Raw genomic sequence first — 23292 nt, forward strand, 5'->3', positions numbered from 1 at the left:
CTACTAGACTGATCACTGACGCCTCCGTTCAGTAGGCGCCGAAAATCCGATCGACTGCAGCCAAGATGGCATCGCGGCGATCCGCAAGGGAGCCAATGCGTTTGCCGAGCGCGTTCTGCGGAACAGCACTCATGGCAGGCGTGTCGAGAAAGTGCTTTTCTCCATTGATTTCGAAGACTGGCAGCAAATCGGACGGCTTGCCTGAGAATCCGAGGTCCGGGGTAGGTCTCAAAGGAATCACAATGCGCGTCGGCAAGATTCCGACATGCGTGCTCTGCACGTCGAGCAGGTAAGGTGCAAGGCGCCGCGTCTCGTCGTCGGGATTATCGTAAAGATCAAAACGCGCCATCAAAACGTCCTGTATTTCGAGAGCGGGAGCCCGTCGCGTTCGACCATCGCAGTGTATGCCGCGACCAACTCGGCATTGTCATCAGCCCAACGACGAGCCTCGGTCTCCTGGATTTCTTCGCGTACACCACGCTCGCTTGCGCGCGAAAGGTTGATCCCGAGCTCCTTGGCCCGATCCAGAACTTCAGGCGGCAGCGTGACATTCGTTGATTTGCGTGCCCGGACTTCGAGTGCCTTACCCATGCACATCTCCATGTTGGAAAACATGTGCATTATAGTCCACACGTGCTTTGGTGGTATGCAATGAGGCTTTTTTACCGCCACTGAATGTGGCTTTGAGCGACGTTTGTTAAGCGTTTTACGAATAGGTGATAATTAACATTATGTCAAATGACGTTGTCGGCGGTATCGATTCATCTCTGGACTCATTAACCGCAGCGATTTTAAGTGATTGTCGGACCGGAAAGGAGCCCACTTGACCGTTTGAAGTGTCGCCCGCGGCCACGCGCCCGTGCTGACATTTGCGATCGCCTGCTCTTGGAGCCAATCTGTCACACTATCGGCAGCAGATGCTTGAAATGCTTGTCCTAACAAGACCAACTGACTCAAATTCATCCGTCCGCATGGACTGTTTCCCGACCTCGAAACATGCTAATTTACTAAGTAAATCCTGAAAGACATACCCCTTCCGGCAAATCCAAGCATGAATATTTCAAGAATAAAGGTTTCGGGATATCGGTCGCTTCGCTCAATCGATTTTCCTCTCGGCGGCCTCAATATATTCGTTGGCGAAAACGGTACTGGAAAGACCAATTTGTATCGATCATTGCAACTTATTCAGTCGGCTGCAAACGGATCCCTAGCGCAGGATCTGGTAAGGGAGGGGGGCATGCCATCTGCCATCTGGGCCGGAGTATCGAAGCTGGCTGGCAAATCACGAATTATTTTAACTGTGGAACTTTCAGAAAGAGAAACGAATCAACGCTGTTTTAGGTACGAATGCGAGATAGGTTTTGTCGCTCCGCCTCCTAGTCCTGCATTTCCACTAGAGCCACAGATAAGAACCGAATCGCCTATCAACTTGCAATGCCGGCGACCATTAACCCTTCTTCACCGACGCAACGCGTTTATGTCCGCAGTCGACAATGAAGGAGTCGAACAAGACAAGATGAATTTCTTGCTCTCGTCGGAAACAGCGCTCGCATCGCTAAGGGATACCCGGCGTTATCCCGACCTCGACGCCGTACGCGCTACTCTGCAAGCTTGGAGGTTTTACCATGAGTTTCGAACCGACCGTGATGCCCCGTTGCGGCGGCCCTCCCTTCCAATCACAAGCTCTGCGCTGGATTCCGACGGCGGTAATTTAGCAGCGGTGTTTGCTACTTTACGACATATTAGACAAGAAACTGTTGACTTGGACATAGCAGTCGCCGACGCATTTCCCGGCGCCCGACTGATCGTACCTTTCCCTGAGAAGTCGGCTACGTTTGGCCTCGAATACTTGGAATATCCCGGACGCTTATTTGATGCATCTGAATTATCTGATGGAACGGTCCGGTTTTTGGCGCTTGCAGGAGCACTTAATGCATATCGTTTGCCGCCCTTTATTGCACTAAACGAGCCCGAAAGTAGCTTACATCCTAATCTTTTACGCCCGCTCGCTAAGATGATTCAAAAAGCTGCTACAAAAACGCAGGTTTGGGTTGTGACACATTCCGAGGTGCTTTCCAACGAAATATCCAATCAGACATCTGTTCCATCGGTGAATGTCTTCAAGAAGGATGGGCAAACATGGTTGGAAGGATTAAGCATGCTCGGGCACTATAAATAGATAAACGCTATCGTTCCCGTGTGGCTTTGATGAATGCTGCATTCTGCCATTCTTCGTATCCTAGAAGAGAACCCTGCATTCTGTCATACAATTCTCCATAGCCTGCAGTCATACCACTGAACAGCAAGAGAATGTACGCATCAATGCGCCATTCTTCGCTCATGGTTGAAAATAAAATGTATCGGGTTCTTACATTCCTGTTGGCAGGGTTTATTTTCGACATGGAAATATCGTGTTCGATAAATTCGCGTTTAATCAATTTTCCTGCCGCAACTAACTCGTCGAATGCCGATTCAGGAAAAAGTTTCCTTACTAATCCCTCTGGATAATGCTCCGAAAATACCGCGAGTGGTTTTAATCCGGAAACCATAAGTTGTAATTCGCGATTTGTGTGAACAGCATAAGGTAAAGTGTCCGCGAAACATTGTGGGCGAACCGACGCCCGGCAAAACGGTTTTTTGATCGATATCTTAAATTTGGATTCAATATTTGAGACTTGAGATGATTCAAGTTCAATCCCAAAAACATCAATAATATTGGTCTCAAGTGTTTGAGCGACCTCTTCTACCGTTGCATGTATCACGTGGTCTTCGATCAAGCACCCAAGCCAGTCATATGTCGAAATGTACACGGTCATTTAGTCTTCCTACTGTGAAATTTCATAACGAGGCATTTGCAGACAACTTGCATTTTACGCTCTGCCGCAGGGCTACGACGCTTGGTCACTGATTTACGAATGTTAAAGTTTGCAACGCGCCATGAGGGATGAACCACCTGGCGCGAAGCAATACCCGTGTTCATCCGGGACACATCTTGCCGTCGGGCGGCTCTGGTGATTCATGTTCCGGAATCAGCGGCAAATACGGTACCCCCCCGTTGGGGTCATTTGATTTGCCGTAACAGCTGTCACAGTAAGGATTCGGATAATTCTTGTTGCCATTCGGCGCACCACATTCAGGACACCAAGACGTAGGTGAACGCGCAGTCCCATTAGGATCCTCGAAGTTGATCGGGTCGCTATCTACATATTGATACAAACTATTTTGACCGCTCGCAAATCCAATGGGATCCGCGCTGATGAAACGGCCTTGTGCAGGGTTGTAATAACGCGATCGATAAAAATACAAACCAGTACCGTCATTCTCCCTTGAGGTGTATAAGCTTATGTCAAATTAATACGTCATGAATTGACCAAACGTACGGTCGAACACCGCGCGCACGGTCGCATATCCGTTTCTTTGTTCGCCCGACGTTAACTACCGTTCATAGTCTATGCGAACCAAAGCCGTAGCAGTCACTCTGTATCAGCCGCCCCTACCTCTAGCACTGACGCTCTGCCACTCGTTCCCATTGCATGAACTACGAGCCCGGTCACAAGGGAGGATCGGTTGGCGTTCGAAGAGTGCACTTTGGCCCAGGGCTTCCCGATTTCTCGACGGTTCCAATGGTGATATTCGGTATCAGCAGCATTGGATTTGCTCAAACATCTCAACGAGCACTAAAGCGACATCCCCGGCGAACGCTTTCGCTCAGCAAGGGAAATCGCTCGCTGAGACCAACTTCCATCAATGCGACTGCGTCCTCATCAGTTCGCTAGCGCTGCTCAGCATACCGCTAGCGATATTGCCCGAATCGATCCTATAGGTGCCGTCGCGAAGTGTGGCCTTGATCGATTCGACCTTCGCCGTGTCGATGTCCGTCGCGCCCGTCGCGCCCAGATCCGACAAGGACGACAAGCTCACCGTCGAGCTTGTTACATCGGCTGCGCTGGACTGCTGCACCGCGCCCGCGCTCTGCACCTTGCTTCTGGCGGCGACACGCGGTTGGTTGGTCTGAAGTGCTGCGGGGACGTTGCTGGAATTGATCTTCATGGTGCGCTCCTTGTTCTGTTGAATCCTTTAACGGATCTTGGCTCGAAGTCTTAACCATGGCGAAGGGCGCGGCCTCACCCTAAACCGCCGCAAACACATACGTGGCGAGCTTCCCGACGAAATGCAACAAATTGAAACAAAGTGTGAGAAATCCCACATTAAGGCAGTTAGCCTTGTAAAAGGTACAATTTTACCAGAGTGCACTCTCGGTTCGGCACTTTTTGCTTCGTATCGAGATGAGCGTTTATTTGCAACTCGAAGGGCTGAGTGCCGCTAGTTATAGACCGGTTCGACCTTAGCCCGGTATCAACTAAAGCCATGCAGCCAAGCATCGCGCACTGTACGGGTGCCTCGACTCGAAAGGTGCCCGAGCCACACAAAGACCAGCTTTACCTATGTCAAATATGGCCCTGCAAATGTCGAGGTCGACTTTGCAAAGCTCACGCGATCAATGAAAAGAAATTGCTGTTAGATCCCGTAGTTCAGGGCCAACACATGCCCATTGCTTGCCTTCGGAAGCAGCGCGAGACTGCGAAGTTGTGCTAGTATTGTGCAAAATAAGTGCACAAGGCGACGCTATGAACTCAAATGCAGATGCGACCGTTCCCGGCGCAGATGTTGGTTTTGATCGATTTATGGCGTCGTTGCGTGACCCAAACGACCCCGCACCGATTGTGTCGGCCCGTCGATTCGGCGAGGCTTTGCATATTGACTTGCAGACCCTGGCGCAGCAAGCGCACGTGCACCGAAATACGATCAGCAGGCAACCTGCGTCCGAAAGCGTACAACGGTTTCTTCGCGATGCCCTAAGGGTGATCCGCGCCGCGACTGATCTTGCAGGCGACGTCTCGAAGGCGCTTTTTTGGTACAGAAACGAACCCCTCCCCGTGTTCGACTATAAAACCGCCGAACAATTGGTATCCGAAGGTCGGGCCGACGATATCATCCGTTTCGTTGCATCCCTCGAAACGGGCGCGGCGGGATGATTTTTGCGAACCTGTTTAACGTAACCGTATATCGGATGCTCGTCCCGAAGTGGGCAGTCGCGCCGATGAGCGGCGCTGGAGCAGGAACGCATGGCGGTCGTGCGAATCGTGTCGGACTCAACGCGCTTTACCTCGCATTGGATCACGACACTGCCGTCAGAGAGTATCAGCAACTCTCGTCCTTGATGCCACCAGGGACGCTGGTTAGCTACAGCCTCACGGCCACCCCTATAGTCGATTTCACCGGTGGATACGAGAGTGGCAAGTGGTCTCCTTTGTGGGAGGATTTTTATTGCGATTGGCGCCACTGCTGGTTCAATGAACGGATCGAGCCACCCAGTTGGATCATCGGCGATGAGGTCGTCTTGAGCGGCGCCAAAGGTATCCTCTTCAAATCACGACTAACACCTAACGGCACGAATCTCGTTCTGTACACAGAGAATTTCGACCCAACCGATCGTCTCGACGTTTTCGATCCGCACAATGCACTACCGAAGAATCAGTCGTCGTGGGGTTGAACTTCGTACAGCATCAGAAACGTCCATCGTGCGCCCTAGCCTCTTATGAGTTGAGGGTAGATCCCTTAACGTCGAGAGGCCTGCGGCAATTTGATGGCAGCTGCCCATGGCTGCTTAGTCCGCTAGGGCTGATACGCACTCCCGATGATCATAAGGTTATGTAAGATGAATCGGCATGAATTGACCAAACGTACGGTCGAACACCGCGCGCACGGTCGCATATCCGGTTCTTTGTTCGCCCGACGCTAACTACCGATCACAATCTATGCGCACCAAAGCCGTAGCAGTCACTTTGTATCGGCCGCCTCATAATACCGCATTACTTTGGCAAAATTTGCCAAAGCGTGCTAGAGTTGTTTAATGACGACCATGAACATTTCCCTACCGGATTCGCTGAAGGTCTACGTCGACGAACAGGTTGGCGAGGGCGGGTACGGCACGAGTAGCGAATACGTCCGCGAACTGATCCGAAAAGACCAAGATCGCAAGCGTCTGCGCGCAATAATCCTGCAGGGCGCATCGTCTGGCCTCGCCGCCCCTGTTGACGCCGACTACTTCGAATCACTGCGCGCTCGCGTGCGTACTTCTCGCAAATGAGGGCTAAGCCCGTCATACCGACAAGGCTAGCCAGGCAGGACATGGAGGACGAGGTGACGTACTACCTCGTAGACGAAGGCTCGGAGCAGGCTGCGCTCGGATTCATCGCGGAGATCGAGCAGGCTTACGAGCGTCTCTCCAAGCACCCGAACATCGGGTCTCCCCGTTACGCGTACGAGCTGGGTATCCCAGACCTGCGGTCGTGGCCACTGGATCGCTATCCGCACCTAATCTTCTATATTGAGCGCGAGGCTCATGTGGAAGTCTGGCGCGTGCTCAACGGCGAGCGTTATATTCCGGCTTGGCTGGAGAGCAACGACGATAAGACTCATTGACCGCCTCTGCACGACACCAGGTCCGTGAGGAGCATTCACGCACTTCCCCCTTTTGACGCCCCATCGTGCACGGACATTGCATCTAGCCAGCAGCCCTCCCCGCCATGCGCAAACTGTCACCTCGCACCTTGGAGGCACCATATATCCGAATTTGTGCAACGGCCCACTGCACAAATTGATAATCCGCTCGCCTTAATACGCATAGGAATGCGAACTAAATTTCGATCATTCTATTTATGTAAACTCGCTTAGGTTGCCTAATCTAATTAAGCCTAATCATATTGAACCAAACGCTTCCATAGCTTCGATAGGCTGCGGTAAAACTTCCGAAGCGAAAGCCCACAGGAGCTGCCCTGCGTCAATTAAAGCCGCTCGCTCTAGCGCCTAGATGAAACCGTAAGCAAGTCAGTCAGCTCTGATACAGGCGAACTTGAGAAGGCCGCTGAACTCGGTTCAAGGCAGAATTCAGGCGAGCCAGTCCGGATACGTACAAAGGCACTTAAGCCTTCCAATACGCCACCGCCGTCATTTCGCTGAGCGGCGTCGCTGCCCGGCGCGTCGATCATTTTTAGGAACCTCGTTCTTGGGGACCGCCGCAGTACCGGCGTATGAGAAGCCTCCTTTTCGTTACGTAGTGTCGCGCGCGTTCCAAGCAAGGCCAAGTCGTTGTGAGGCCCCTAGCCGGGACGTCCAGCGGAACGAAACTTTGAATAGCCAGCCGGTTGAGCTACCGTCGCGTTCTTCGGCCGGTCCACGTCCGCTGTGGGGAACTCAGGTTCCGTGTTAGCGGACAATCTGCTCACCACTGCCTTCACCCAGGCCACTCGCCAGCTTGCCTTCTCAAGGCTAGCCCATACTCATTTACGGACAAATTCACATGACTCCACGGATCTGGCAGGATACGCGTACAAAGCACCGGTCAGGACGAGTGCTAGTCGACCCGACCTGCGACAGGACGAATATATCCAGGTATGTTCAGCCTGACGGAAGATTGCGGAGAGGAGAAATTGGCCGTGCTACGCATGCGAGAACGAGCGATCAAGAGCCATCCTGATGAAGATCCATCGTTCGACTACCCCCATTTGGATTGCTATGCAGAACAGCCCTCGCGAGACTGAAGCGGAAAATCCAGGCCATTGGCGTGAGTCGGAAATGTTGCTTTTGCAGCAGGTGATGGCGCTCATTGGCAAGAACCTTTCGCCCGTTCCGGTGCTTCGTGAAATGCTTCACCTCCTGTCCGAACTGCTTGGTTTGAACCGTGGCCGGGTTGTGTTGCGCGACGAGGGCGCTCAATCCGCTTGTATCAGGCATGCATACGGGCTCACGGCGCAGGAAGTCGAGCGCGGGCGCTATGACGAGGGCGAAGGGATCACGGGTCAGGTCTTACGCGACGGGCATTTGATCATCGTGCAGGATATCGACGCAGAACCCGGTTTCCTTGCCCGGGCGGTCGAACGCTCGAAGCTGCCGCCAGGGCCTGTTTCCTTTATCGCGTTGCCCATCATGAGGGGACAGACGACGGTGGGGGTGCTGGCGTGCCACCGCATCAGGACGCGCAGCCGAGCCCTTGCCGACGACGTGACGCTCCTTCGTATTCTCGCCACGCTGGTCGGCCAGCTCCTGCAACTCGAAGCCAACCTGGAAGAGAAGACTCGCGCGCTTGAACAGCGCAACGCCGTCCTGGCGCAGGCGCTAGCGTCGAGCAGCGCGCGCTATGGAATCATCGGAACCTCGCCGAGATTGTTACGGGCTATTTCCGAACTGGAGCGCGTCTCGGATTCATCGGCGAGCGTGTTACTGCTGGGCGAATCCGGTACTGGCAAGGAGCTGTTCGCCCGTGCATTACATCTGGCGAGTCCACGTCGCGACAAAGCGTTTATCAAGATCAATTGCGCGGCTATTCCCGAAACCCTGTTTGAGTCAGAGCTCTTTGGCTACGAGCGCGGCGCGTTTACGGGCGCGGCCACCGCGCGCGCCGGCTGGTTTGAACAGGCCGACGCTGGCACGATCTTCCTCGATGAAATCGGCGAGATGCCGCTGACCCTTCAAACGAAACTGCTGCGCACGCTTCAGGAGGGCACGCTTACGCGCCTCGGCGGCAAACGCGAGATTCGCGTCGACGTGCGGTTGGTCGCGGCAACGCATCGAGACCTGTTGAGCGGCGTGGCGAGCGGCACGTTCCGGCAGGACCTGTACTACCGGCTCAACGTCATTCCGATCAGCCTGCCTTCACTCGCCGAGCGTCACGAGGACATCCGCGAGCTCGCACTGCATTTCATCAGTCACGTGAATCAAGTGAACCAGCGTAACGTCAACCTCACGGCGGCCGCGCTCGTGCGGCTGCAAGACTATTCGTGGCCCGGCAACATTCGTGAGTTGGCCAACCTGATCGAACGAATCGTGTTGCTCGCGGAGCAGCCCTTGCTGGACGCGGCGGATATAGATCGCTTCCTGCCGCTCGAGTCCGGCGTGGTCGAGAAGACCGTAAAGGTTGCACCCACGCTGGCTTCGCACCAGTTGTCATTGCGCCCTTACGGCAGCGTGAATTCGCATTCCGTCGATACCCTGCTTCATGCCCTTCAGCAATGCGGCGGCAACAAGTCCAGGGCAGCGCAAATGCTCGGGATGACGGCGCGACAGTTCGACTATCGATGGAAAAAGCTAGGCCAAGGCGCCCTATGACCTTTAAACAATGTTGACATTGCTAACAATGTCAACATTTCCAAGGCCCGCTTCATTTGTCACGGCATCGTTACCGGGGCACGGAAATTCGGCGCAGAGCCTCTCCCGACAAGGCTGGACACGATTCACCAACCTACTGGCATATCTGTTGCATTGGAATAGTCGCAACCGCATGGCATGGATGCCTCAGGCGGTTAGCGACACTTTCCTATCAGGAGCCAGCCTTGACCACGAACACTTCCTCAATCGTTACCGCGTTCCTCAGCCCGATCGATCGCGACGGCCTCATGACCTTCGCGGAAAAAGGCCGCAACAACCCCGGCTCACGCGGCAAGAACAATGTCCGCACCGTCTTGCAAGGCAAGTACCGTTCACTGAGCTATGTTGGCAAGCACGAGCCGGTCGTCGTCGACGAACCGCTTCACCTGTTTGGCGACGACACCGCACCCGCGCCGGGCGAAGTTGCGCTGTCCGGACTGGGCGGTTGCCTTGCAGTCGGCATCACGGCCGTTGCCACATGGAAGCAGGTGAAGCTCACGAAACTTGAACTCTCGCTGGAAGCAGATATTGGCAATCCGGCCGCATGGGGCGCCGGTGGCGCTGAGATGCAACCCTCTCAAATGGGCTTCCAGGATATCCGCGTGAAAGTACTGATCGAGGGCGACGCTTCGCGCGACGTGCTCGACGACATCGTGCGGCAGGCCAACTTCTACTCGCCCGTCGCCAACTCGGTTCGCAACCCGATCCCCATGACGGTCACGCTGGCCGACTAGTCACGGCGTTCGTAACGAGCCGGATCGCACCCTGCAACGCCCCTCGAATGCCAAGGAAAACATGATGGAAAGCGCAATGCTTGCCGACCGCGCGCGCGTCGGACGCTGGACCGACGACGCCGTCATGGCGGATGTAGAACGCATTTCGGATGGACCGCTGAAGGATGCGGCGGTGCGCATCGACGAAGGGCATTATCCGCTCGAGATCCTGGCGGCGCTTGGACGGGCCGGCGCGCTTGGGGTGCATCTGGATCGCTACGGCGCGCGCGTGGGTGTGTCTGTGGATGCCATGCAGCGCGCGAGCCGTGCGTGCGGTGCGACCGGTTTCCTGATGTGGTCGCACGATGTCTGCGGGCTGTACATGGAGCAATCCGGCAATCCGGCGCTGAGGGGCGCGCGGCTCGATGCGCACGCCGAAGGCCGGACGTTCGGCGGTACCGCCCTGTCGAATCCGATGAAAGCGTTTTCCGGCATCGAACCCATGATGCTGCGTGCGACGCGTGTCCCCGGTGGTTACCGGATCAACGGCGCGTTGCCATGGGTCAGCCATATCGCGGCCGGACAATATTGTGGCGCCATTGCCGGCGTGCAGCGCGACGATGGCACGGTGACGCATGAAGTGATGTTCATGCTCGATTGCGACGCGCGGGTCGAACTACGTCCCTGCCCCGTGTTCTCGGGCATGGAAGGCACCAGCACATGGGGCGTGAGACTCAACGATTACTTTGTTGGCGAAGCCCAGATCATTGCGGACCCGGCGAGGCCGTTCATCGCACGGATCCGGCCGGCATTCATCCTGCTGCAGGTCGGCATGGCGCTCGGCGTGGCCCAGGGTGCTATTGACTCGATCCTCGAAGTCGAGCCGATGCTTGGCCACGTCAACCGTTTCCTAAGCGACCGCCCGAACGAACTGCGCGCCGAACTCGACGACACCGCCCAGCAGGCGCAACGCCTCGCCAGAACGCCGTATGACGGCAGCAGGGACTATTTGCTCGAAGTCCTGGATGTCCGCGCGCGCGGCTCCGAACTGGCATTGCGAGCCGCGCAGGCGTCGCTGCTGCATCAGGGCGCACGCGGTTACCTGATGAGCGCCGCGCCTCAACGGCGCATCCGTGAATCGCATTTCGTGGCGATCGTCACACCCGCACTCAAGCACCTGCGTTTTGAAATGGCACGGCTCTGCAAAGAGGAGTTCCCGGCATGAACGCCATCATCAGCGACTGGAGGCAATACATCTGCCGCGCGTGCGGCGTGATCTACGACGAGCAAGCGGGCGACCCCGACAGCGGCCTCGCACCCGGCACGCGTTTCGCCGATATCCCCGATAGCTGGGTGTGCCCGCTATGCGGCGTCCAGAAGAGCGATTTCGCGCCTTATGAGCCGGTGGTGGTATCGCGTGAAGAACGCGAAGCGGTGGTTACGCGTGAAACGGGTGTTGTAATCGTGGGTGGCGGCACGGCGGGATGGGCGGTTGCTGAAGCACTACGCGCGCTCGATGCCGACGTGCCCATCACGCTGGTGACTGCCTGCGAAGGCGACCGATATCGCAAGCCTGAGCTATCGGTTGCGTTGAGCCAGAAGAAGACCACCCAGTCGATGATCGCAGAAGCCGCGACCGCTGCTGCCACGCGCCTGAAAGTAAGCCTGCTGCGCAACACCTTTGCGATCGGACTTTCTCCGTCGCTGCATCAGTTGCGCACCACCGCAGGCGCCGTCACCTACACGCAGCTGGTGCTGGCCCAAGGCGCGTGCCCGGTCATGCCGGACGCCTTGCCCAAGGACTTATGCTGGCGCATCAATGATCTCGCCATGTGGGGCGGCGTGCAGCGCGCGGTTGCGTCAGGTCCGAAACGGATTGCCGTGATCGGGGCGGGATTGATCGGTTGCGAACTGGCGGAGGACTTTGCGCGCGCCGGTCATCACGTCACCGTACTCGATGTGCACACGGCACCGCTCACAGGTCTCTTGCCCGAGAAGGCATCGGCACGACTTTTGAGTAGCTGGGCAACGGCGGGCGTGCAGTACAAGGCGAGCCGCATGGTCGCAAGCGTCACGCAGAACTACCAGGGTGAGCGCATCATACAGACGACGAATGGCGAGACCTTGCGCGCCGACCTCGTGCTGTCTGCAACCGGCCTCGCCACTGAACCAAGACTCGCGCGAGCAGCCGGATTGAGCTTTGAAAATGGCATCGTGGTCGATTCGCATACCTTGCGAACCAGCGCGCCGGATATTTATGCGCTCGGCGATTGCATCAGCCTGGAAGGTGCGCCCTGCCGGTATATCGAACCGATAGCGGGGCAAGCAGAAGCCATTGCTCACGCCGTGCTCAAGCGCCCTCACCCGGGCTATCAACACCAGCCGCCCGTACTGCGCGTGAAGACGCGGTCACTGCCTATTTTGATGCGCGGTGTGCCGTCTCGTGATTTGCAATGGGAAGTAGTCGACGAGGATGATCAATACCTGTCCATGGCGCAGTATTGCGACGGCGTGGTCACTGCCTCATTGAAAGTCGGTCAGCGCAGCCTCGAGCTCGCGGAGTAAGCCTTTGCCTTCAACGCGTGGATCATTCAGGGGAAACAGATGGAGAGCCACAACCGTTACGGTCCTTTCGACGGTCACACGGCGCTAGGCGGCTGCGCATGCGGACGGCATCCAAGTCAGGCGGAGCACGTCCGAGCCAGCGCGACCGACGCTGACTCGCTCTCAAGGGACTTTGTAGAGGCGGCTGCAGTGCGCGCGTTGTTCCCCCGCGATACCGCGCGGCGCGCGTTTATCCGTGCGGTCGGCAAGAGCGCCGCGATAGCCGCGGTGTACAGCGTGCTGCCCATATCAGCGATGCAGGAAGCTTTTGCCGAAGACAAGAGCGGCAACCTCGAGAAGCGCGACCTGAACGTCGGCTTCCTGCCGGTCACGTGCGCGACGCCGCTCATTGCCGCCGAACCGCTTGGCTACTACAAAGAGCAGGGACTCAACGTCACCTTACGCAAAGTCGGCGGTTGGGCACTCGTCCGGGACCAGATGCTGAACCATGAGCTTGCCGCGTCCCACATGCTTGCGCCTATGCCGCTGGCGATATCGATGGGAATTGGTTCGCAGCCCTCCCCAACCCGGGTGGCAACCATTCAGAACGTCAATGGCCAGGCCATCGTACTCGCGCTGAAGCACAAGGACAATCGCGATCCGCGCAACTGGAAAGGCTTCAGGTTTGCGATTCCCTTCGATTTTTCGATGCACAACTTCCTGCTGCGTTATTACCTGGCGGAGCATGGCATCGACCCGGATCGCGACGTGCAATTACGCGTGACGCCACCCGCTGAGATGATCGCAAATTTGCGGGCGGGCAACATCGACGGATTTCTTGGACCGGACCCGTTCAACCAGCGTGCTGTGTTCGATGAAGTGGGATTTATTCACGTGTTGTCGCGAGACATCTGGGCGGGTCATCCGTGCTGTTCGTTCAGCGTGCCCGAGGCGTTTATCCGGCAGAATCCGAACACGTTTGCCGCCCTTTACCGTGCGAATCTGAAGGCGGCCGCGTTCGCCCACGAGTCTTCGAATCGCCCTGCGCTCGCGAAAATGATCTCGGCGCCGGCCTATCTGAACCAACCGGAACTCGTCGTGCGCCAAGTGTTGACAGGAACCTTCGCCGACGGCCTCGGCCACGTTCAACGCGTGCCCGATCGCGTCGATTTCGACCCGTTGCCATGGTATTCCATGGCGGTCTGGATGATGACGCAGATGAAGCGATGGGGTTACGTCAAGGGCGAGGTGGACTATCAGGCGCTCGCTGAAAAAGTCTTCCTGATGACCGATGCCCGCAACGCGATGCGTCAGGTCGGCGAGCCGATCCCCGCTGCTGCAAATGCCGGCGGTTACAGGCCTATCACCGTCATGGGCCACCCGTTCGATTCGAGCCGTCCTGACGACTACCTTCATAGTTTCGCCATCAAGCGCGCGTGAGCGCAGGAGGAGTGATCATGTCGCTATCAACGCGTTTAACGCTCAGGCATAGGGCCGCGCTGTGCTCGCTGGCGGTGCTGGCGCTGCTGGTCATCGTCTGGGAGGCGGCAACGTTGCCTGACGTACCAACCGCCAAAATACAGACAACAGCAAGCGCCGAAGCCACTGAATACGCCATGCTGATGGGCAAGATTCCGGAGACGGGTGCAGCGGATTCAGCGCCAGCGAAGGTGACCGGTTTTCCGACTCCGGCGCAGTTCGTCGAGGAAGCATCGACGCAGATCGCGCATCCCTTCCATGACGACGGTCCGAACGATAAAGGGATTGGCATTCAGCTCGGCTTTTCGCTTGTCCGCGTAGCGACCGGTTATATCCTGGCGCTGCTTGTGGCCGTGCCGCTTGGCTTCCTGATCGGCATGTCAGAGCTCGCGTTCCTGACATTCAATCCCTTTATCCAGGTACTCAAGCCCATCTCGCCCCTTGCCTGGATGCCAATCGCGCTTTACACCATCAAGAGTTCATCGGCCTCCGCCGTGTTCGTGATCTTTATCTGCTCCGTCTGGCCCATGCTGGTCAACACCGTGTTCGGTGTAGCGGCGGTCCGCCGTGACTGGCTAAATGTTGCGCGCACACTCGAAGTGCCGCCGCTGCGACGGGCGCTGACCGTGATCTTGCCGGCTGCCGCACCTACTATCGTGACCGGCATGCGCATCTCAATGGGTATCGCATGGCTTGTGATCGTCGCGGCCGAGATGCTAGTGGGCGGCACGGGCATCGGCTATTTCCTGTGGAACGAATGGAACAACCTGTCGCTGTCCAACGTGCTGTTTTCGGTGCTGCTAATCGGGCTGGTCGGCATGGGCCTCGATTTCCTCTTTGCTCAACTTCAACGCAAGGTGACGTATGTTGACTGACACGGCTAGCCAGACGGGACAGACGGCGAATGCGGCCCCTTTCATCCGCGTTGAAGGCCTTTCCAAGCGATACAAGAAAGACGCGCCACCCGTCTTCGAGAACGTCAGTTTTGCCATTGGGCAAGGCGAATTTGTCTGCGTAATCGGACATTCCGGCTGCGGGAAAAGTACGATCCTTAACGTAGTTGCCGGGCTTGAAGAAGCAAGCAGCGGCCACGTCATCATGGGCAACCGGGAGATATCAGGGCCGGGGCTTGACCGCGGCGTGGTGTTCCAGGGACACGCGCTTCTGCCGTGGCTCACGGTGGAAGCGAACATTGCGTTCGCCGTGCGGTCGCGGCATCCAACATGGACGCGCGCGCAGATAGCGGAGCACGGCATGCGGTTCATCGACATGGTGGGATTGAAGGGCTCGGAAAAGAAAAAACCGTCCGAGTTGTCAGGGGGCATGAAACAGCGCGTCGGCATTGCGCGGGCCTTTGCCCTCGAACCCAAAATGCTGTTACTCGACGAACCGTTCGGCGCGCTCGACGCCCTCACCCGTGGCGTCATTCAAGACGAGTTGCTGAAGATCTGCGCGGCAACGCGGCAGACCGTCTTCATGATCACGCACGACGTGGACGAAGCCATCCTGCTTTCCAGCAAGATCATGCTGATGAACAACGGGCCCCGTGCGCGAATTGCAGAGATTGTCGTGAACACGCTGCCGGCTGATCGCCAGCGCGAAACCATTCATCACGACCCGCAGTTTTATCGGATACGCAATCACTTGGTCGACTTCCTCGTGCGTCGTTCGCGTGAGTTCGGGCCGTCCGATGAAGACGAGCAAACCCAGCCGCGTCTCGTGCGTCCAGGCCTGGACAACGACGGCGCGTCCGCAGGACATTCCGGCGCGCTCATCCGGGCCATCGCTTGAGATTTCATTTTTTCATTAAAGGAGCACTATCATGATTTCCGGTCGCACTGAAGTAACACAAATGATCGTATCCGCCAAAGTCGCCAAGGGTTTGAAATGGAGCGATATTGCCGAAAAAATCGGGCAGAGCAAGGAGTGGACGACCGCCGCGTGTCTGGGTCAGATGACACTGAACAAGGCTCAGGCAGAAATGATGGGGGAGATTTTCGGATTGTCCGAAGAAGCCGTGGCGTGGCTGCAAATCGTCCCTTACAAGGGCTCGTTGCCCAGTGCTGTGCCGACCGACCCGCTGATCTATCGCTGGTATGAAATCGTCAGCGTGTATGGCACCACGATCAAGGAATTAATCCACGAAGAATTTGGCGACGGCATCATGAGCGCCATCGACTTTTCGATGGACATCCAGCGCGAAGCGGACCCGAAGGGCGACCGTGTAAAAGTTGTTTTATCCGGAAAATTCCTGCCGTACAAGAGCTATTAAGCGGCCTTCCAAAATGATCTTCCGACAGTTCTTCGATCCAGCGTCAAGCACATTCACGTACCTTTTGGTATCGCGCGAAAATGGCGAGGCGCTGATCATCGATCCCGTCAAATCGCAGTCGGAGACCTACGTGGCGGCGATTAACGCCATGGGTGCGCGACTCGTTCACGCGATTGATACCCATACGCACGCCGATCACATCACAGCACTAGGTGACTTGCGTGATGCAACGGGTTGCGTGACGATCATGGGCGACATGTCCAAAGCGCTGTGTGTGTCGCAACGTGTGCGTGAGGGCGATCTGCTGAAGGTGGATGGGATTGAACTGAAGGCGATCTATACGCCGGGCCATACCGATGAATCGTTCAGTTTTGTACTGAATCCGGCAAAGCCGCAAGCCGTTTTTAGCGGCGACGTATTGCTGATTCGCGGCAGCGGCCGCACCGACTTCCAGGGCGGGGATGCCCGCCGCTCCTGGGATTCAATCGTCAATAAGCTCTTTACGTTGCCCGACGAAACCGTGCTCTACCCGGCGCATGACTATAAAGGCTGCACAGCGTCGACCATAGGCGATGAGCGTCGGCTTAATCCTCGTCTGGCCGGCAGGACTGAAAGCGAATATGTCGCCACTATGGAAGGGCTTCGTCTGCCGAATCCCGCGATGATGGACATCGCCGTTCCTGCAAACCTGGCGTGTGGACAATAGCCGGTAGGGCCATTTTCCCTTTGCTGACGACATTCATCGGCGTCGATATAATTAACTTCGACGAAACCAAGGGGTGCTTTTCGGCTCGAAGGTGTCGAATTTAAGGGGTTTCGCTTTTATAAGGCTCAACTCAATTAACATGAGGGCCAACAAGAGATAGTACGCCCGCGCCACGGCACTCCGTTACCGCGTCGGCACGATGTTGACGACTTATCCCGAACGCCAGAGCCCAAGCTAGCTCGACGGATTTGTAGCAAGGCTTGTCGACTCGTCCAATCAAACACGCGTTTGCCGGAATAGCCCTGGGCCTACCCCGAAGGCGTCCTTAAATTTTTTGCTAAACGCGGATTCTGACTGGTAACCAACATCATCCGCTATTTCGGCGATGGGTTTTAAGGTTCGAGAAAGAAGCATACCGGCGAGTTGCATCCGTATGCGAGCGAGCAGGACCATCGGCGAATCGACGCTCAAAGCGGAAAAAGCACGAGTGTACGTGGCGCGTGACATCGCTGAGCGTTCCGCAAGCAGTTCGATCGTCCATTTTTCCGCAGGGCGCTCAAGCATGGCGATGACGGAGGCCCCAATACGCGGGCTGGCAAGCAATGTCAATATGTCCACCGATGCCGGTTGAAGCGCGACATGTGCCCGTAGCATCATGGCAAACAACGCGGTACATAGCGCGGACACAATTGAAAGTGCGCCAGGCCCAGCCTGGTCGGCTTCCCTTCGCATAATTCCTACAATACTTGCCAGATCGCTTACATTACCGCTCAAAAAGGGCGCGACAACAATATCAGGTAGGACAGCGATCAAGAGCGCATTCGGCAAATAGTCAAACCTTCCGCATAACAGGTCAATGTCCGGATCATTCGTTTGACTGTTTGTGCTTACTGTGACCGCGCCATTGAAGTGACTTGTCAAGGCGGAAGTGTGGACGTCGGCGCCTACCCGACGATGCACAGATAACACGTGTGCATCGCCGCGCGGCAGCATGGCGATGTGACCAGCACGTAGCACAGTTTCGGGACCGTCGCGTAGTCGAAGAACGCACTCCCCGCTGACAACGACGTGAAACAGCGCTTCGCCGTCGGGCATCCGGGCGTGGTCGAGGGACCAGTCTCCGCCTAAAAGGCAGCGCTTTTGCAGCGACCCTCTAAGACGGCTTAGCTCGATCAACCGGTCAAGTGCATCCATCGAATCGCTCGCTTATCTGCGCGGAAACCGGAGCATAACACCTAGGCCATGCAAAAATGGCTTGCGCCAATTTCTGCAAGGGCGTCCTGACCGCGCTGAACGATCGTTACTGTTCTTAACAATTGCACCGAAGCCTCCTACGGAAGCAGCAATATTCCCTCCACGCAGAATTTGCGTTGAAAACGAACCTCACGCAAGTGCGACCATGATCTGGACGTCCCGCGCCGGGAGTGCGCGCCAGCGGAGCGAAGTTTTCATCGCTTGCGTTAGCGATCTTTCAAGCAGACCAGTCGCCCCTTTCACACTATCCCTTGAGCTCGTTAGTGTTGAACGTTTGACGGCGGTGGATCCAACCGGAGACGAACCAGCTAAAGATAAACACACCTATGATCACATAACCTAAAGTGCCGAAATTCTCGTTCAAAGCACCCACGATATCCCACAATTGACCCTGTGGCTTAAACCTATCAGCGATCAACCCAAGCGCTTCGACGCCGCCTACAATGATCGCCACCGCGACAGAGATAAGCGTTATCGTTGCATTGTAGTAAATTTTTCGAAGCGGTTGTAGATAAGCCCAACCATAGGCGCCGAGCATCAGGTGGCCATCAACTGTGTCAACGAGCGACATACCTGCGCTGAAAAGAAGCGGAAATACCATAATCGCCCAAGGTGACAGCCCGTGCGCTGCCTGGTCCGCAGACAGGCCGAGCAACGATATCTCGCTTGAGGTATCGAATCCCAACCCGAAGAGGAAGCCAAGCGGAAACATATGCCAGCTTGCGCTGACAAAACGAAACACCCGCCGGAGTATCCGGGAGATAAGACCGCGCTTTGAAAGTAGTGCGTCAAATTCGTCGTCGACGTAGGCGCCTCCACCCCTCACCCTACGCAAAGTTTTCAGGATCGAAATAAGAATAAGCACGTTCATCAAGGCAACCGTGAGCAGGAAAAGCGTCGATACTGACGTGCTAACTATTGCCCCGATCGCCTTATACTGCGCGAAACGACCCGTCATCGCGGTGGCTATAACAGCGACCGCTACGGAAACCAAAATAACGACGCTTGAATGTCCGAGGGAAAAGAACAAACCAACAGTGACCGGGCGTTTGCCATCTTGCATCAATTTGCGCGTCACATTATCAATCGCCGCGATGTGGTCCGCGTCTACCGCATGGCGTAAGCCAAAGCCATAAGCGAGCAAAGCGGTGCCCAGTAGAACTGGATGTAACCGGAATGCAATGAAGGCCCATAGCCACGCTACAATGTTTAAGCCGATTAGGAAGCCGTATGTGCCAACTAACTTGCGACGAATTGGCTTGTTGGATTGACTAAAAATGGCAATGACCTGCGCAAACATAATATCCCGCTTGAGAGTGTGAGCATCGCTATCAGATTAACAAGTCAGTCTGTGTCTCATGCCGCCGGCCTAACGAAGTGCGCCGGTAATGCACGCTTGATGCGCGATCGATCGTTGTTTTGTGCCAGACCCAGCCATGTGCAACCAAGCCTGGATTGCGCAGGCGCGTTATCCACGGTTGCTGAAGGAATGTCGAATAGCAGCACCGACTCGGCGACTGTTACCTAGTTTCTACAGCCGCCGATATCCGGTCCATCAACCCGGTCACAAGACACCGCACGCCGATGTCGAGTCTCAGAGTTCCGAAACATTGAGACTAAACTGGGACACCGAGGCGGACGGAAACTTCCTTGGTCTTACGTCCAATTTCATCGGGTGTCAGCACGCCTTTTTGCAGTAGGCAGTGCGATGCGGACACGATCCACTTTTCGTAGTACGTCAGCTTCGCTGCCATCTCAGCTCCGATTTCTTCTGTACCGCGGCGCTTCTCTTCGGTGTTCACAATCTTGTGAAAATCAAGAACGTCCAGGAGTGCATGGCAGCGTTTTTCCCATGGCAAAAGCTCGTGCTCAGCCATGGGAACAGGCTCGTGGGCGCCCGTCCCGCCAAAGTCGTTGACAAGCTTTTTGACAAGCATCGATGTATCGATCACTTTCACTCTCCTATTAAGCGTGCGGGACGGAAACACCAATCATGGTGTCGCGCGTAACCAGTTTAGCCAACTGTGCTTCCGTGTAGTGCTCGGTACCCTTAGGTCTGACGGGCAACACTAAGTAACGCAGATTTGATGTCGAGTCGTTGACACGCACTTCGACGTTGTCAGCGATATGAGTGCCAAACTCTGCGAGAACGGAACGCGGTTCTCGTACGGCTCTCGAGCGATACGGCTTACTTTTATACCAATCTGGGGGCAAGCCCAATACTGGGCGGGGGTAACAAGAACAAAGCGTACAGACAATGAGGTTGTGAACCGAATCGGTGTTTTCAAGAACAGTGAACTGCGTGTCGTCGTAGATTGAGATTCCCATTTCTTCGGAGGCTGAATTCCCATTCGCAAGAAGCCTTTCCTTGAACTTGGGGTCCGTCCACGCGCGAGCAACTAGTTTCGCGCCAAGCGTGGGCGATCTCGAGTCGAGAACCTCAATCTGGTGACGTACCTCATCGGCGGTGATCAAGCCTCGCTCAATGAGCAGTTCGCGAATCGACAATTCGAGGATCGCATAGTAGCTAGGCATATCGTCATGCTCAATCGCCGCATGCTCCGAATGATCGTGTACGTGTTCTTCAGCCATTTTTTAGCTCCTAAGCCTTTTCAAGCCAGTTTTCAAAAGTTTCAAGTTGGAGATGGTCTTCGCTCGCGCCCGTATAGTCGGGCCACAAATCCCTTTGAGAGAATCGGACCTGATAAACCCAAAGCGGGCTACCTGCATTCCGCCCGAATGCCTCTTCCTCTGGATTGACGTGCTGGTCGACTACCCGGACGACCAATCCCTGCTTGCCGCGAAGATAGAAAGGCGTCCGGTAGTGCCCGATCGGATAGCGCATAGAAACCGCGACTTGATCGCCGACTTTAAAGGGGGAAACGCGCCCGTCTCGGTTGACGACTCCGGAAATGGGTAGCTCAAGAGCTCTTGCCGAGGCAAAGGCACTGTAGCCCATCGCAACGGCGGCGCCACTAGCAGCTAACGCCTTTAGCCATGACCGCCGGGAAAGCGTCTGTTGCGATGACGCACCTTGTGCGCGACTCAAATGAGGGAAACCAGGTGTTGTCATAGCTGCCTTTTGTTAGTCCTGCTTGGAGCGATGTCAAGTTCAAAGCTTGACCGAGATTCAAAGTCGACCTGCGTGACCGAAGACTACATGTAGACGTCTTAACTAGGACTGCTGTTCCGGCTCAAATTCATGTTCAAGAAGCTCATTCGAATATCCGCTGTCTTTTTAAGGCTCTGTACGACTAAACCGGGCTGCGCATGACGATTCCATAGAAAGAACTTTAGAACTGTTGCGGCTTAAACTCCAATCGAATCACGCCACTTTCGCGACGGAAGGTAGAAATCACCGTGTGGCACTCTTCCGGGGACGCACACAAAAAAATGTATCGGCGGTTCTGGCGCGGCCGTTCGCCCGACAATCGCTAGGCGGGACACGAACGACCGGACGGCATGGCTGGGGTGGACTATCACGCCATCTTGCATTTAAGCGCCGGTCGAAGGTTTGACGGCCGAACTCTTTCGGTCCGATCCTCTTATCGGAGACATTTTCCGGTTCTATGCAACAAGCCAGCACTCGATCGCATGATCGGTTACAGGTGGACTCGCGCACAGCGCGCATAACAGCAACGCTGGCGTCGAATAAACATATTGAGCGGAACGAGCAGCCGGATGATTCGCCGCCGCATTCCCATCTGCTTCATACGTGCGTACATTCGTTCTGCGATGACCTCCTACATCGGGGGACTTTTTGTCGAGCAATTTGTGACGCGCTACTCGGGTCCATTACACCGCAATCTCAAAGGTCAGCGTGAGCGTTTCTGCGCGCCAAACAGGAGTTCGTACGATATGCTTAACGTCGTTGGACCAGTCATATTCGTCCTCATGTGGTCCACGGGACTTGTCGTTGCACGTGCAATTGTGTCGCACGCGTCCTTGGGCACGTTTTTGTTCGTTCGGATGATGTTGAGTGCGGGTCTGCTCGGTGGGATCGCCCTTCTGATGAAGGAAAAGTGGCCATCTCCCAAGCAGTTACTACTCCATCTGAGCGCCGGTGCGCTGCTACACGGCGTCTATCTATGCGCGGCTTACTGGACGGTGGCCCGTGGAATGCCGGCAGGAATAATGTCTTTGATGGGTAGCATGCAGCCGTTGGTAACCGCGGCGGCGCTTTTCTTTATCGACCGCGAGGTACCGCCGACTCGTACGTTGGCCGGTCTGGCGACGGCCTTTGCCGGCGTCGTTTGTGTGCTCGCTCCAGCGCTCAGCAATAACGGCTATGGTCATATTGGCGTTTCTAATATCGTCGCCGCAATAACTGCTGTAATCGGCATGACAGCTGGAACCATCATTCAGCGTGGGAGACTATCCAGTGACGGGGTACGCGTATCCGGAAGCATCCAAAATGTCGGCGGAGCAATGGTTGCTCTAGTTGGGATGTTTTTTGGTTCGTTTGGTCGATGGGATAACTTGCCCATTGTTTGGTTTAGTTTAATATGGTCTGTCGTAGGACTTTCGGTCGGCGCTGTATTGCTGCTGATTTGGATGGTTCGATCTCAAGGAGCCGCCAAGATGAGTACGTTGTTGCTGGCGGTACCTGCACTCGCCGCGGCCGAGGCTTGGTTCATATTCGGGGAAAAATTAACATTTGTTCAGATCATCGGTTTCGTTCTGGCCGTATCAGGCGTTGTCGTTGCTCGTGGAAAAGCCAAAGCCCTCCCGCAGCAACGAGTCCAAGTAAAAAAATTGGGCAACGCCTAAAAAGAAATTCTTAAGCAACACAAGCGAGGCACCAGCGATTCCCGAGGGTTGCTGGTCTTGGCGCTGTGGCTGACGGCACCTCTTGTGCACTTTGAGCGCCTCGTCCAGTGGCGCGGTCTAACAGCCAGGCGTTGAATGAATTAATCCTTGGAAGCAGCAAAGAATACTCATCGTTTTGGCGTGGCTGTTTTGGTGGCGGTTGCTATGGATACCAACATCAGGGGTAAACCTCCACCGACGACAGGACAATGACTTATGCTATTTTTGCGACTTCCTTGCAGTTCCAAACGCCGCGCGTACATCGCAGCTGTGCTAATCGTCTATTGGATGACCTTAGCTATGACCGC

General features: G+C 55.7%; 25 protein-coding genes. 15 read left to right on the forward strand and 10 right to left on the reverse strand.

What is annotated here, in order from left to right:
- Positions 1-28: 28 nt before the first annotated feature.
- Both AXG89_RS29175 and AXG89_RS29180 read right to left on the reverse strand, forming a co-directional pair.
- On the reverse strand, positions 29-349 hold the full coding sequence (locus AXG89_RS29175) for a CcdB family protein (RefSeq protein ID WP_062173360.1): 321 nt from the start codon (positions 347-349) through the stop codon (positions 29-31).
- Complete coding sequence (locus tag AXG89_RS29180; RefSeq protein WP_047846543.1) at positions 349-591, reverse strand: type II toxin-antitoxin system CcdA family antitoxin; 243 nt, start codon at positions 589-591, stop codon at positions 349-351. The genes AXG89_RS29175 and AXG89_RS29180 overlap by 1 nt, the downstream gene beginning before the upstream one ends.
- Positions 592-1051: 460 nt before the next feature.
- Here AXG89_RS29180 and AXG89_RS29185 point away from each other — a divergent pair, with 460 nt between their 5' ends.
- Positions 1052-2179, forward strand: a complete 1128-nt coding sequence (locus tag AXG89_RS29185) for an AAA family ATPase (RefSeq protein WP_062173358.1) — start codon at positions 1052-1054, stop codon at positions 2177-2179.
- Between the two features lie 7 nt (positions 2180-2186).
- Here AXG89_RS29185 and AXG89_RS29190 read toward each other — a convergent pair whose 3' ends face one another.
- From AXG89_RS29190 to flgM, 3 genes are all read right to left on the reverse strand, one after another.
- On the reverse strand, positions 2187-2816 hold the full coding sequence (locus AXG89_RS29190; RefSeq protein ID WP_062173356.1) for a hypothetical protein: 630 nt from the start codon (positions 2814-2816) through the stop codon (positions 2187-2189).
- 160 nt (positions 2817-2976) lie between these two features.
- On the reverse strand, positions 2977-3306 hold the full coding sequence (locus AXG89_RS29195; RefSeq protein WP_086386656.1) for an RHS repeat-associated core domain-containing protein: 330 nt from the start codon (positions 3304-3306) through the stop codon (positions 2977-2979).
- Positions 3307-3744: 438 nt separating this feature from the next.
- Positions 3745-4050 (reverse strand): flagellar biosynthesis anti-sigma factor FlgM, encoded by a 306-nt coding sequence (flgM, locus tag AXG89_RS29200; RefSeq protein ID WP_062173354.1) that lies wholly within the window; start codon positions 4048-4050, stop codon positions 3745-3747.
- 578 nt (positions 4051-4628) lie between these two features.
- Between flgM and AXG89_RS29205 the strand changes: the two genes are divergently transcribed.
- From AXG89_RS29205 to AXG89_RS29265, 13 genes are all read left to right on the forward strand, one after another.
- On the forward strand, positions 4629-5036 hold the full coding sequence (locus AXG89_RS29205) for a hypothetical protein (protein WP_062173352.1): 408 nt from the start codon (positions 4629-4631) through the stop codon (positions 5034-5036).
- A complete protein-coding gene (locus AXG89_RS29210) occupies positions 5033-5554 on the forward strand; it encodes an RES family NAD+ phosphorylase (protein WP_062173350.1) in 522 nt (173 codons plus the stop codon). Before AXG89_RS29205 ends, AXG89_RS29210 begins: the two co-directional genes overlap by 4 nt.
- Positions 5555-5914: 360 nt before the next feature.
- Positions 5915-6151: a type II toxin-antitoxin system ParD family antitoxin gene (locus AXG89_RS29215; RefSeq protein ID WP_062173348.1), complete on the forward strand. Its 237-nt coding sequence runs from the start codon at positions 5915-5917 to the stop codon at positions 6149-6151.
- Positions 6148-6486, forward strand: a complete 339-nt coding sequence (locus AXG89_RS29220) for a type II toxin-antitoxin system RelE/ParE family toxin (protein ID WP_062173346.1) — start codon at positions 6148-6150, stop codon at positions 6484-6486. Before AXG89_RS29215 ends, AXG89_RS29220 begins: the two co-directional genes overlap by 4 nt.
- Positions 6487-7638: 1152 nt before the next feature.
- A complete protein-coding gene (locus tag AXG89_RS29225; protein WP_236873549.1) occupies positions 7639-9168 on the forward strand; it encodes a sigma-54 interaction domain-containing protein in 1530 nt (509 codons plus the stop codon).
- A 287-nt stretch (positions 9169-9455) separates the two neighbouring features.
- On the forward strand, positions 9456-9941 hold the full coding sequence (locus tag AXG89_RS29230) for an OsmC family protein (RefSeq protein ID WP_082771651.1): 486 nt from the start codon (positions 9456-9458) through the stop codon (positions 9939-9941).
- 76 nt (positions 9942-10017) lie between these two features.
- Positions 10018-11145 carry an acyl-CoA dehydrogenase family protein gene (locus AXG89_RS29235; protein ID WP_236873548.1) on the forward strand — a complete coding sequence of 376 codons (1128 nt, stop codon included), beginning with the start codon at positions 10018-10020 and terminating at the stop codon, positions 11143-11145.
- A complete protein-coding gene (locus AXG89_RS29240) occupies positions 11142-12485 on the forward strand; it encodes an FAD-dependent oxidoreductase (RefSeq protein ID WP_062173340.1) in 1344 nt (447 codons plus the stop codon). The genes AXG89_RS29235 and AXG89_RS29240 overlap by 4 nt, the downstream gene beginning before the upstream one ends.
- 39 nt (positions 12486-12524) lie before the next feature.
- Positions 12525-13904 carry a CmpA/NrtA family ABC transporter substrate-binding protein gene (locus tag AXG89_RS29245; RefSeq protein WP_062173338.1) on the forward strand — a complete coding sequence of 460 codons (1380 nt, stop codon included), beginning with the start codon at positions 12525-12527 and terminating at the stop codon, positions 13902-13904.
- A gap of 17 nt (positions 13905-13921) precedes the next feature.
- Entirely contained in the window at positions 13922-14818 is an 897-nt protein-coding gene (locus AXG89_RS29250; protein ID WP_062173336.1) for an ABC transporter permease, read from the forward strand.
- Entirely contained in the window at positions 14808-15734 is a 927-nt protein-coding gene (locus AXG89_RS29255) for an ABC transporter ATP-binding protein (RefSeq protein WP_062173334.1), read from the forward strand. The genes AXG89_RS29250 and AXG89_RS29255 overlap by 11 nt, the downstream gene beginning before the upstream one ends.
- 31 nt (positions 15735-15765) lie before the next feature.
- Positions 15766-16215, forward strand: coding sequence for a cyanase (gene cynS, locus AXG89_RS29260; RefSeq protein WP_062173332.1), 450 nt, complete (start codon positions 15766-15768; stop codon positions 16213-16215).
- 13 nt (positions 16216-16228) lie between these two features.
- Complete coding sequence (locus tag AXG89_RS29265) at positions 16229-16921, forward strand: MBL fold metallo-hydrolase (protein ID WP_062173330.1); 693 nt, start codon at positions 16229-16231, stop codon at positions 16919-16921.
- A 276-nt stretch (positions 16922-17197) separates the two neighbouring features.
- Here the strand turns inward: AXG89_RS29265 and AXG89_RS29270 are convergent, their stop codons facing one another.
- The 5 genes from AXG89_RS29270 to AXG89_RS29290 form a co-directional block, all read right to left on the reverse strand.
- The gene (locus AXG89_RS29270) at positions 17198-18115 is read right to left on the reverse strand and encodes an AraC family transcriptional regulator (protein ID WP_062173327.1); all 918 of its coding nucleotides are present in this window, start codon (positions 18113-18115) and stop codon (positions 17198-17200) included.
- A gap of 304 nt (positions 18116-18419) precedes the next feature.
- A complete protein-coding gene (locus AXG89_RS29275; protein ID WP_062173325.1) occupies positions 18420-19475 on the reverse strand; it encodes a HoxN/HupN/NixA family nickel/cobalt transporter in 1056 nt (351 codons plus the stop codon).
- Between the two features lie 316 nt (positions 19476-19791).
- Entirely contained in the window at positions 19792-20127 is a 336-nt protein-coding gene (locus AXG89_RS29280; protein WP_218778169.1) for an SH3-like domain-containing protein, read from the reverse strand.
- A 13-nt stretch (positions 20128-20140) separates the two neighbouring features.
- A complete protein-coding gene (nthA, locus tag AXG89_RS29285; RefSeq protein WP_062173323.1) occupies positions 20141-20767 on the reverse strand; it encodes a nitrile hydratase subunit alpha in 627 nt (208 codons plus the stop codon).
- Between the two features lie 10 nt (positions 20768-20777).
- Positions 20778-21248 carry an SH3-like domain-containing protein gene (locus AXG89_RS29290; protein ID WP_082771592.1) on the reverse strand — a complete coding sequence of 157 codons (471 nt, stop codon included), beginning with the start codon at positions 21246-21248 and terminating at the stop codon, positions 20778-20780.
- 608 nt (positions 21249-21856) lie between these two features.
- Between AXG89_RS29290 and AXG89_RS29295 the strand changes: the two genes are divergently transcribed.
- A complete protein-coding gene (locus AXG89_RS29295; RefSeq protein WP_236873547.1) occupies positions 21857-22945 on the forward strand; it encodes a DMT family transporter in 1089 nt (362 codons plus the stop codon).
- The last annotated feature ends 347 nt before the right edge of the window (positions 22946-23292 follow it).

Origin of the sequence: Burkholderia sp. PAMC 26561 (assembly GCF_001557535.2) — a bacterium.
Lineage (GTDB): Bacteria > Pseudomonadota > Gammaproteobacteria > Burkholderiales > Burkholderiaceae > Caballeronia.

Excerpts from the sequence above, each read along its gene's own strand:
- AXG89_RS29205 (WP_062173352.1), top strand. The coding sequence starts at position 4,629 with ATGAACTCAAATGCAGATGCGACCGTTCCCGGCGCAGATGTTGGTTTT.
- AXG89_RS29235 (WP_236873548.1), top strand. The coding sequence starts at position 10,018 with ATGCTTGCCGACCGCGCGCGCGTCGGACGCTGGACCGACGACGCCGTC.
- nthA (WP_062173323.1), bottom strand. The coding sequence starts at position 20,767 with ATGGCTGAAGAACACGTACACGATCATTCGGAGCATGCGGCGATTGAG.
- AXG89_RS29215 (WP_062173348.1), top strand. The coding sequence starts at position 5,915 with ATGACGACCATGAACATTTCCCTACCGGATTCGCTGAAGGTCTACGTC.
- AXG89_RS29185 (WP_062173358.1), top strand. The coding sequence starts at position 1,052 with ATGAATATTTCAAGAATAAAGGTTTCGGGATATCGGTCGCTTCGCTCA.
- AXG89_RS29265 (WP_062173330.1), top strand. The coding sequence starts at position 16,229 with ATGATCTTCCGACAGTTCTTCGATCCAGCGTCAAGCACATTCACGTAC.
- cynS (WP_062173332.1), top strand. The coding sequence starts at position 15,766 with ATGATTTCCGGTCGCACTGAAGTAACACAAATGATCGTATCCGCCAAA.
- AXG89_RS29255 (WP_062173334.1), top strand. The coding sequence starts at position 14,808 with ATGTTGACTGACACGGCTAGCCAGACGGGACAGACGGCGAATGCGGCC.
- AXG89_RS29180 (WP_047846543.1), bottom strand. The coding sequence starts at position 591 with ATGGGTAAGGCACTCGAAGTCCGGGCACGCAAATCAACGAATGTCACG.
- flgM (WP_062173354.1), bottom strand. The coding sequence starts at position 4,050 with ATGAAGATCAATTCCAGCAACGTCCCCGCAGCACTTCAGACCAACCAA.
- AXG89_RS29210 (WP_062173350.1), top strand. The coding sequence starts at position 5,033 with ATGATTTTTGCGAACCTGTTTAACGTAACCGTATATCGGATGCTCGTC.
- AXG89_RS29295 (WP_236873547.1), top strand. The coding sequence starts at position 21,857 with ATGATTCGCCGCCGCATTCCCATCTGCTTCATACGTGCGTACATTCGT.
- AXG89_RS29290 (WP_082771592.1), bottom strand. The coding sequence starts at position 21,248 with ATGACAACACCTGGTTTCCCTCATTTGAGTCGCGCACAAGGTGCGTCA.
- AXG89_RS29240 (WP_062173340.1), top strand. The coding sequence starts at position 11,142 with ATGAACGCCATCATCAGCGACTGGAGGCAATACATCTGCCGCGCGTGC.
- AXG89_RS29250 (WP_062173336.1), top strand. The coding sequence starts at position 13,922 with ATGTCGCTATCAACGCGTTTAACGCTCAGGCATAGGGCCGCGCTGTGC.
- AXG89_RS29220 (WP_062173346.1), top strand. The coding sequence starts at position 6,148 with ATGAGGGCTAAGCCCGTCATACCGACAAGGCTAGCCAGGCAGGACATG.
- AXG89_RS29270 (WP_062173327.1), bottom strand. The coding sequence starts at position 18,115 with ATGGATGCACTTGACCGGTTGATCGAGCTAAGCCGTCTTAGAGGGTCG.
- AXG89_RS29245 (WP_062173338.1), top strand. The coding sequence starts at position 12,525 with ATGGAGAGCCACAACCGTTACGGTCCTTTCGACGGTCACACGGCGCTA.
- AXG89_RS29190 (WP_062173356.1), bottom strand. The coding sequence starts at position 2,816 with ATGACCGTGTACATTTCGACATATGACTGGCTTGGGTGCTTGATCGAA.
- AXG89_RS29175 (WP_062173360.1), bottom strand. The coding sequence starts at position 349 with ATGGCGCGTTTTGATCTTTACGATAATCCCGACGACGAGACGCGGCGC.
- AXG89_RS29225 (WP_236873549.1), top strand. The coding sequence starts at position 7,639 with ATGTTGCTTTTGCAGCAGGTGATGGCGCTCATTGGCAAGAACCTTTCG.
- AXG89_RS29275 (WP_062173325.1), bottom strand. The coding sequence starts at position 19,475 with ATGTTTGCGCAGGTCATTGCCATTTTTAGTCAATCCAACAAGCCAATT.
- AXG89_RS29230 (WP_082771651.1), top strand. The coding sequence starts at position 9,456 with ATGACCTTCGCGGAAAAAGGCCGCAACAACCCCGGCTCACGCGGCAAG.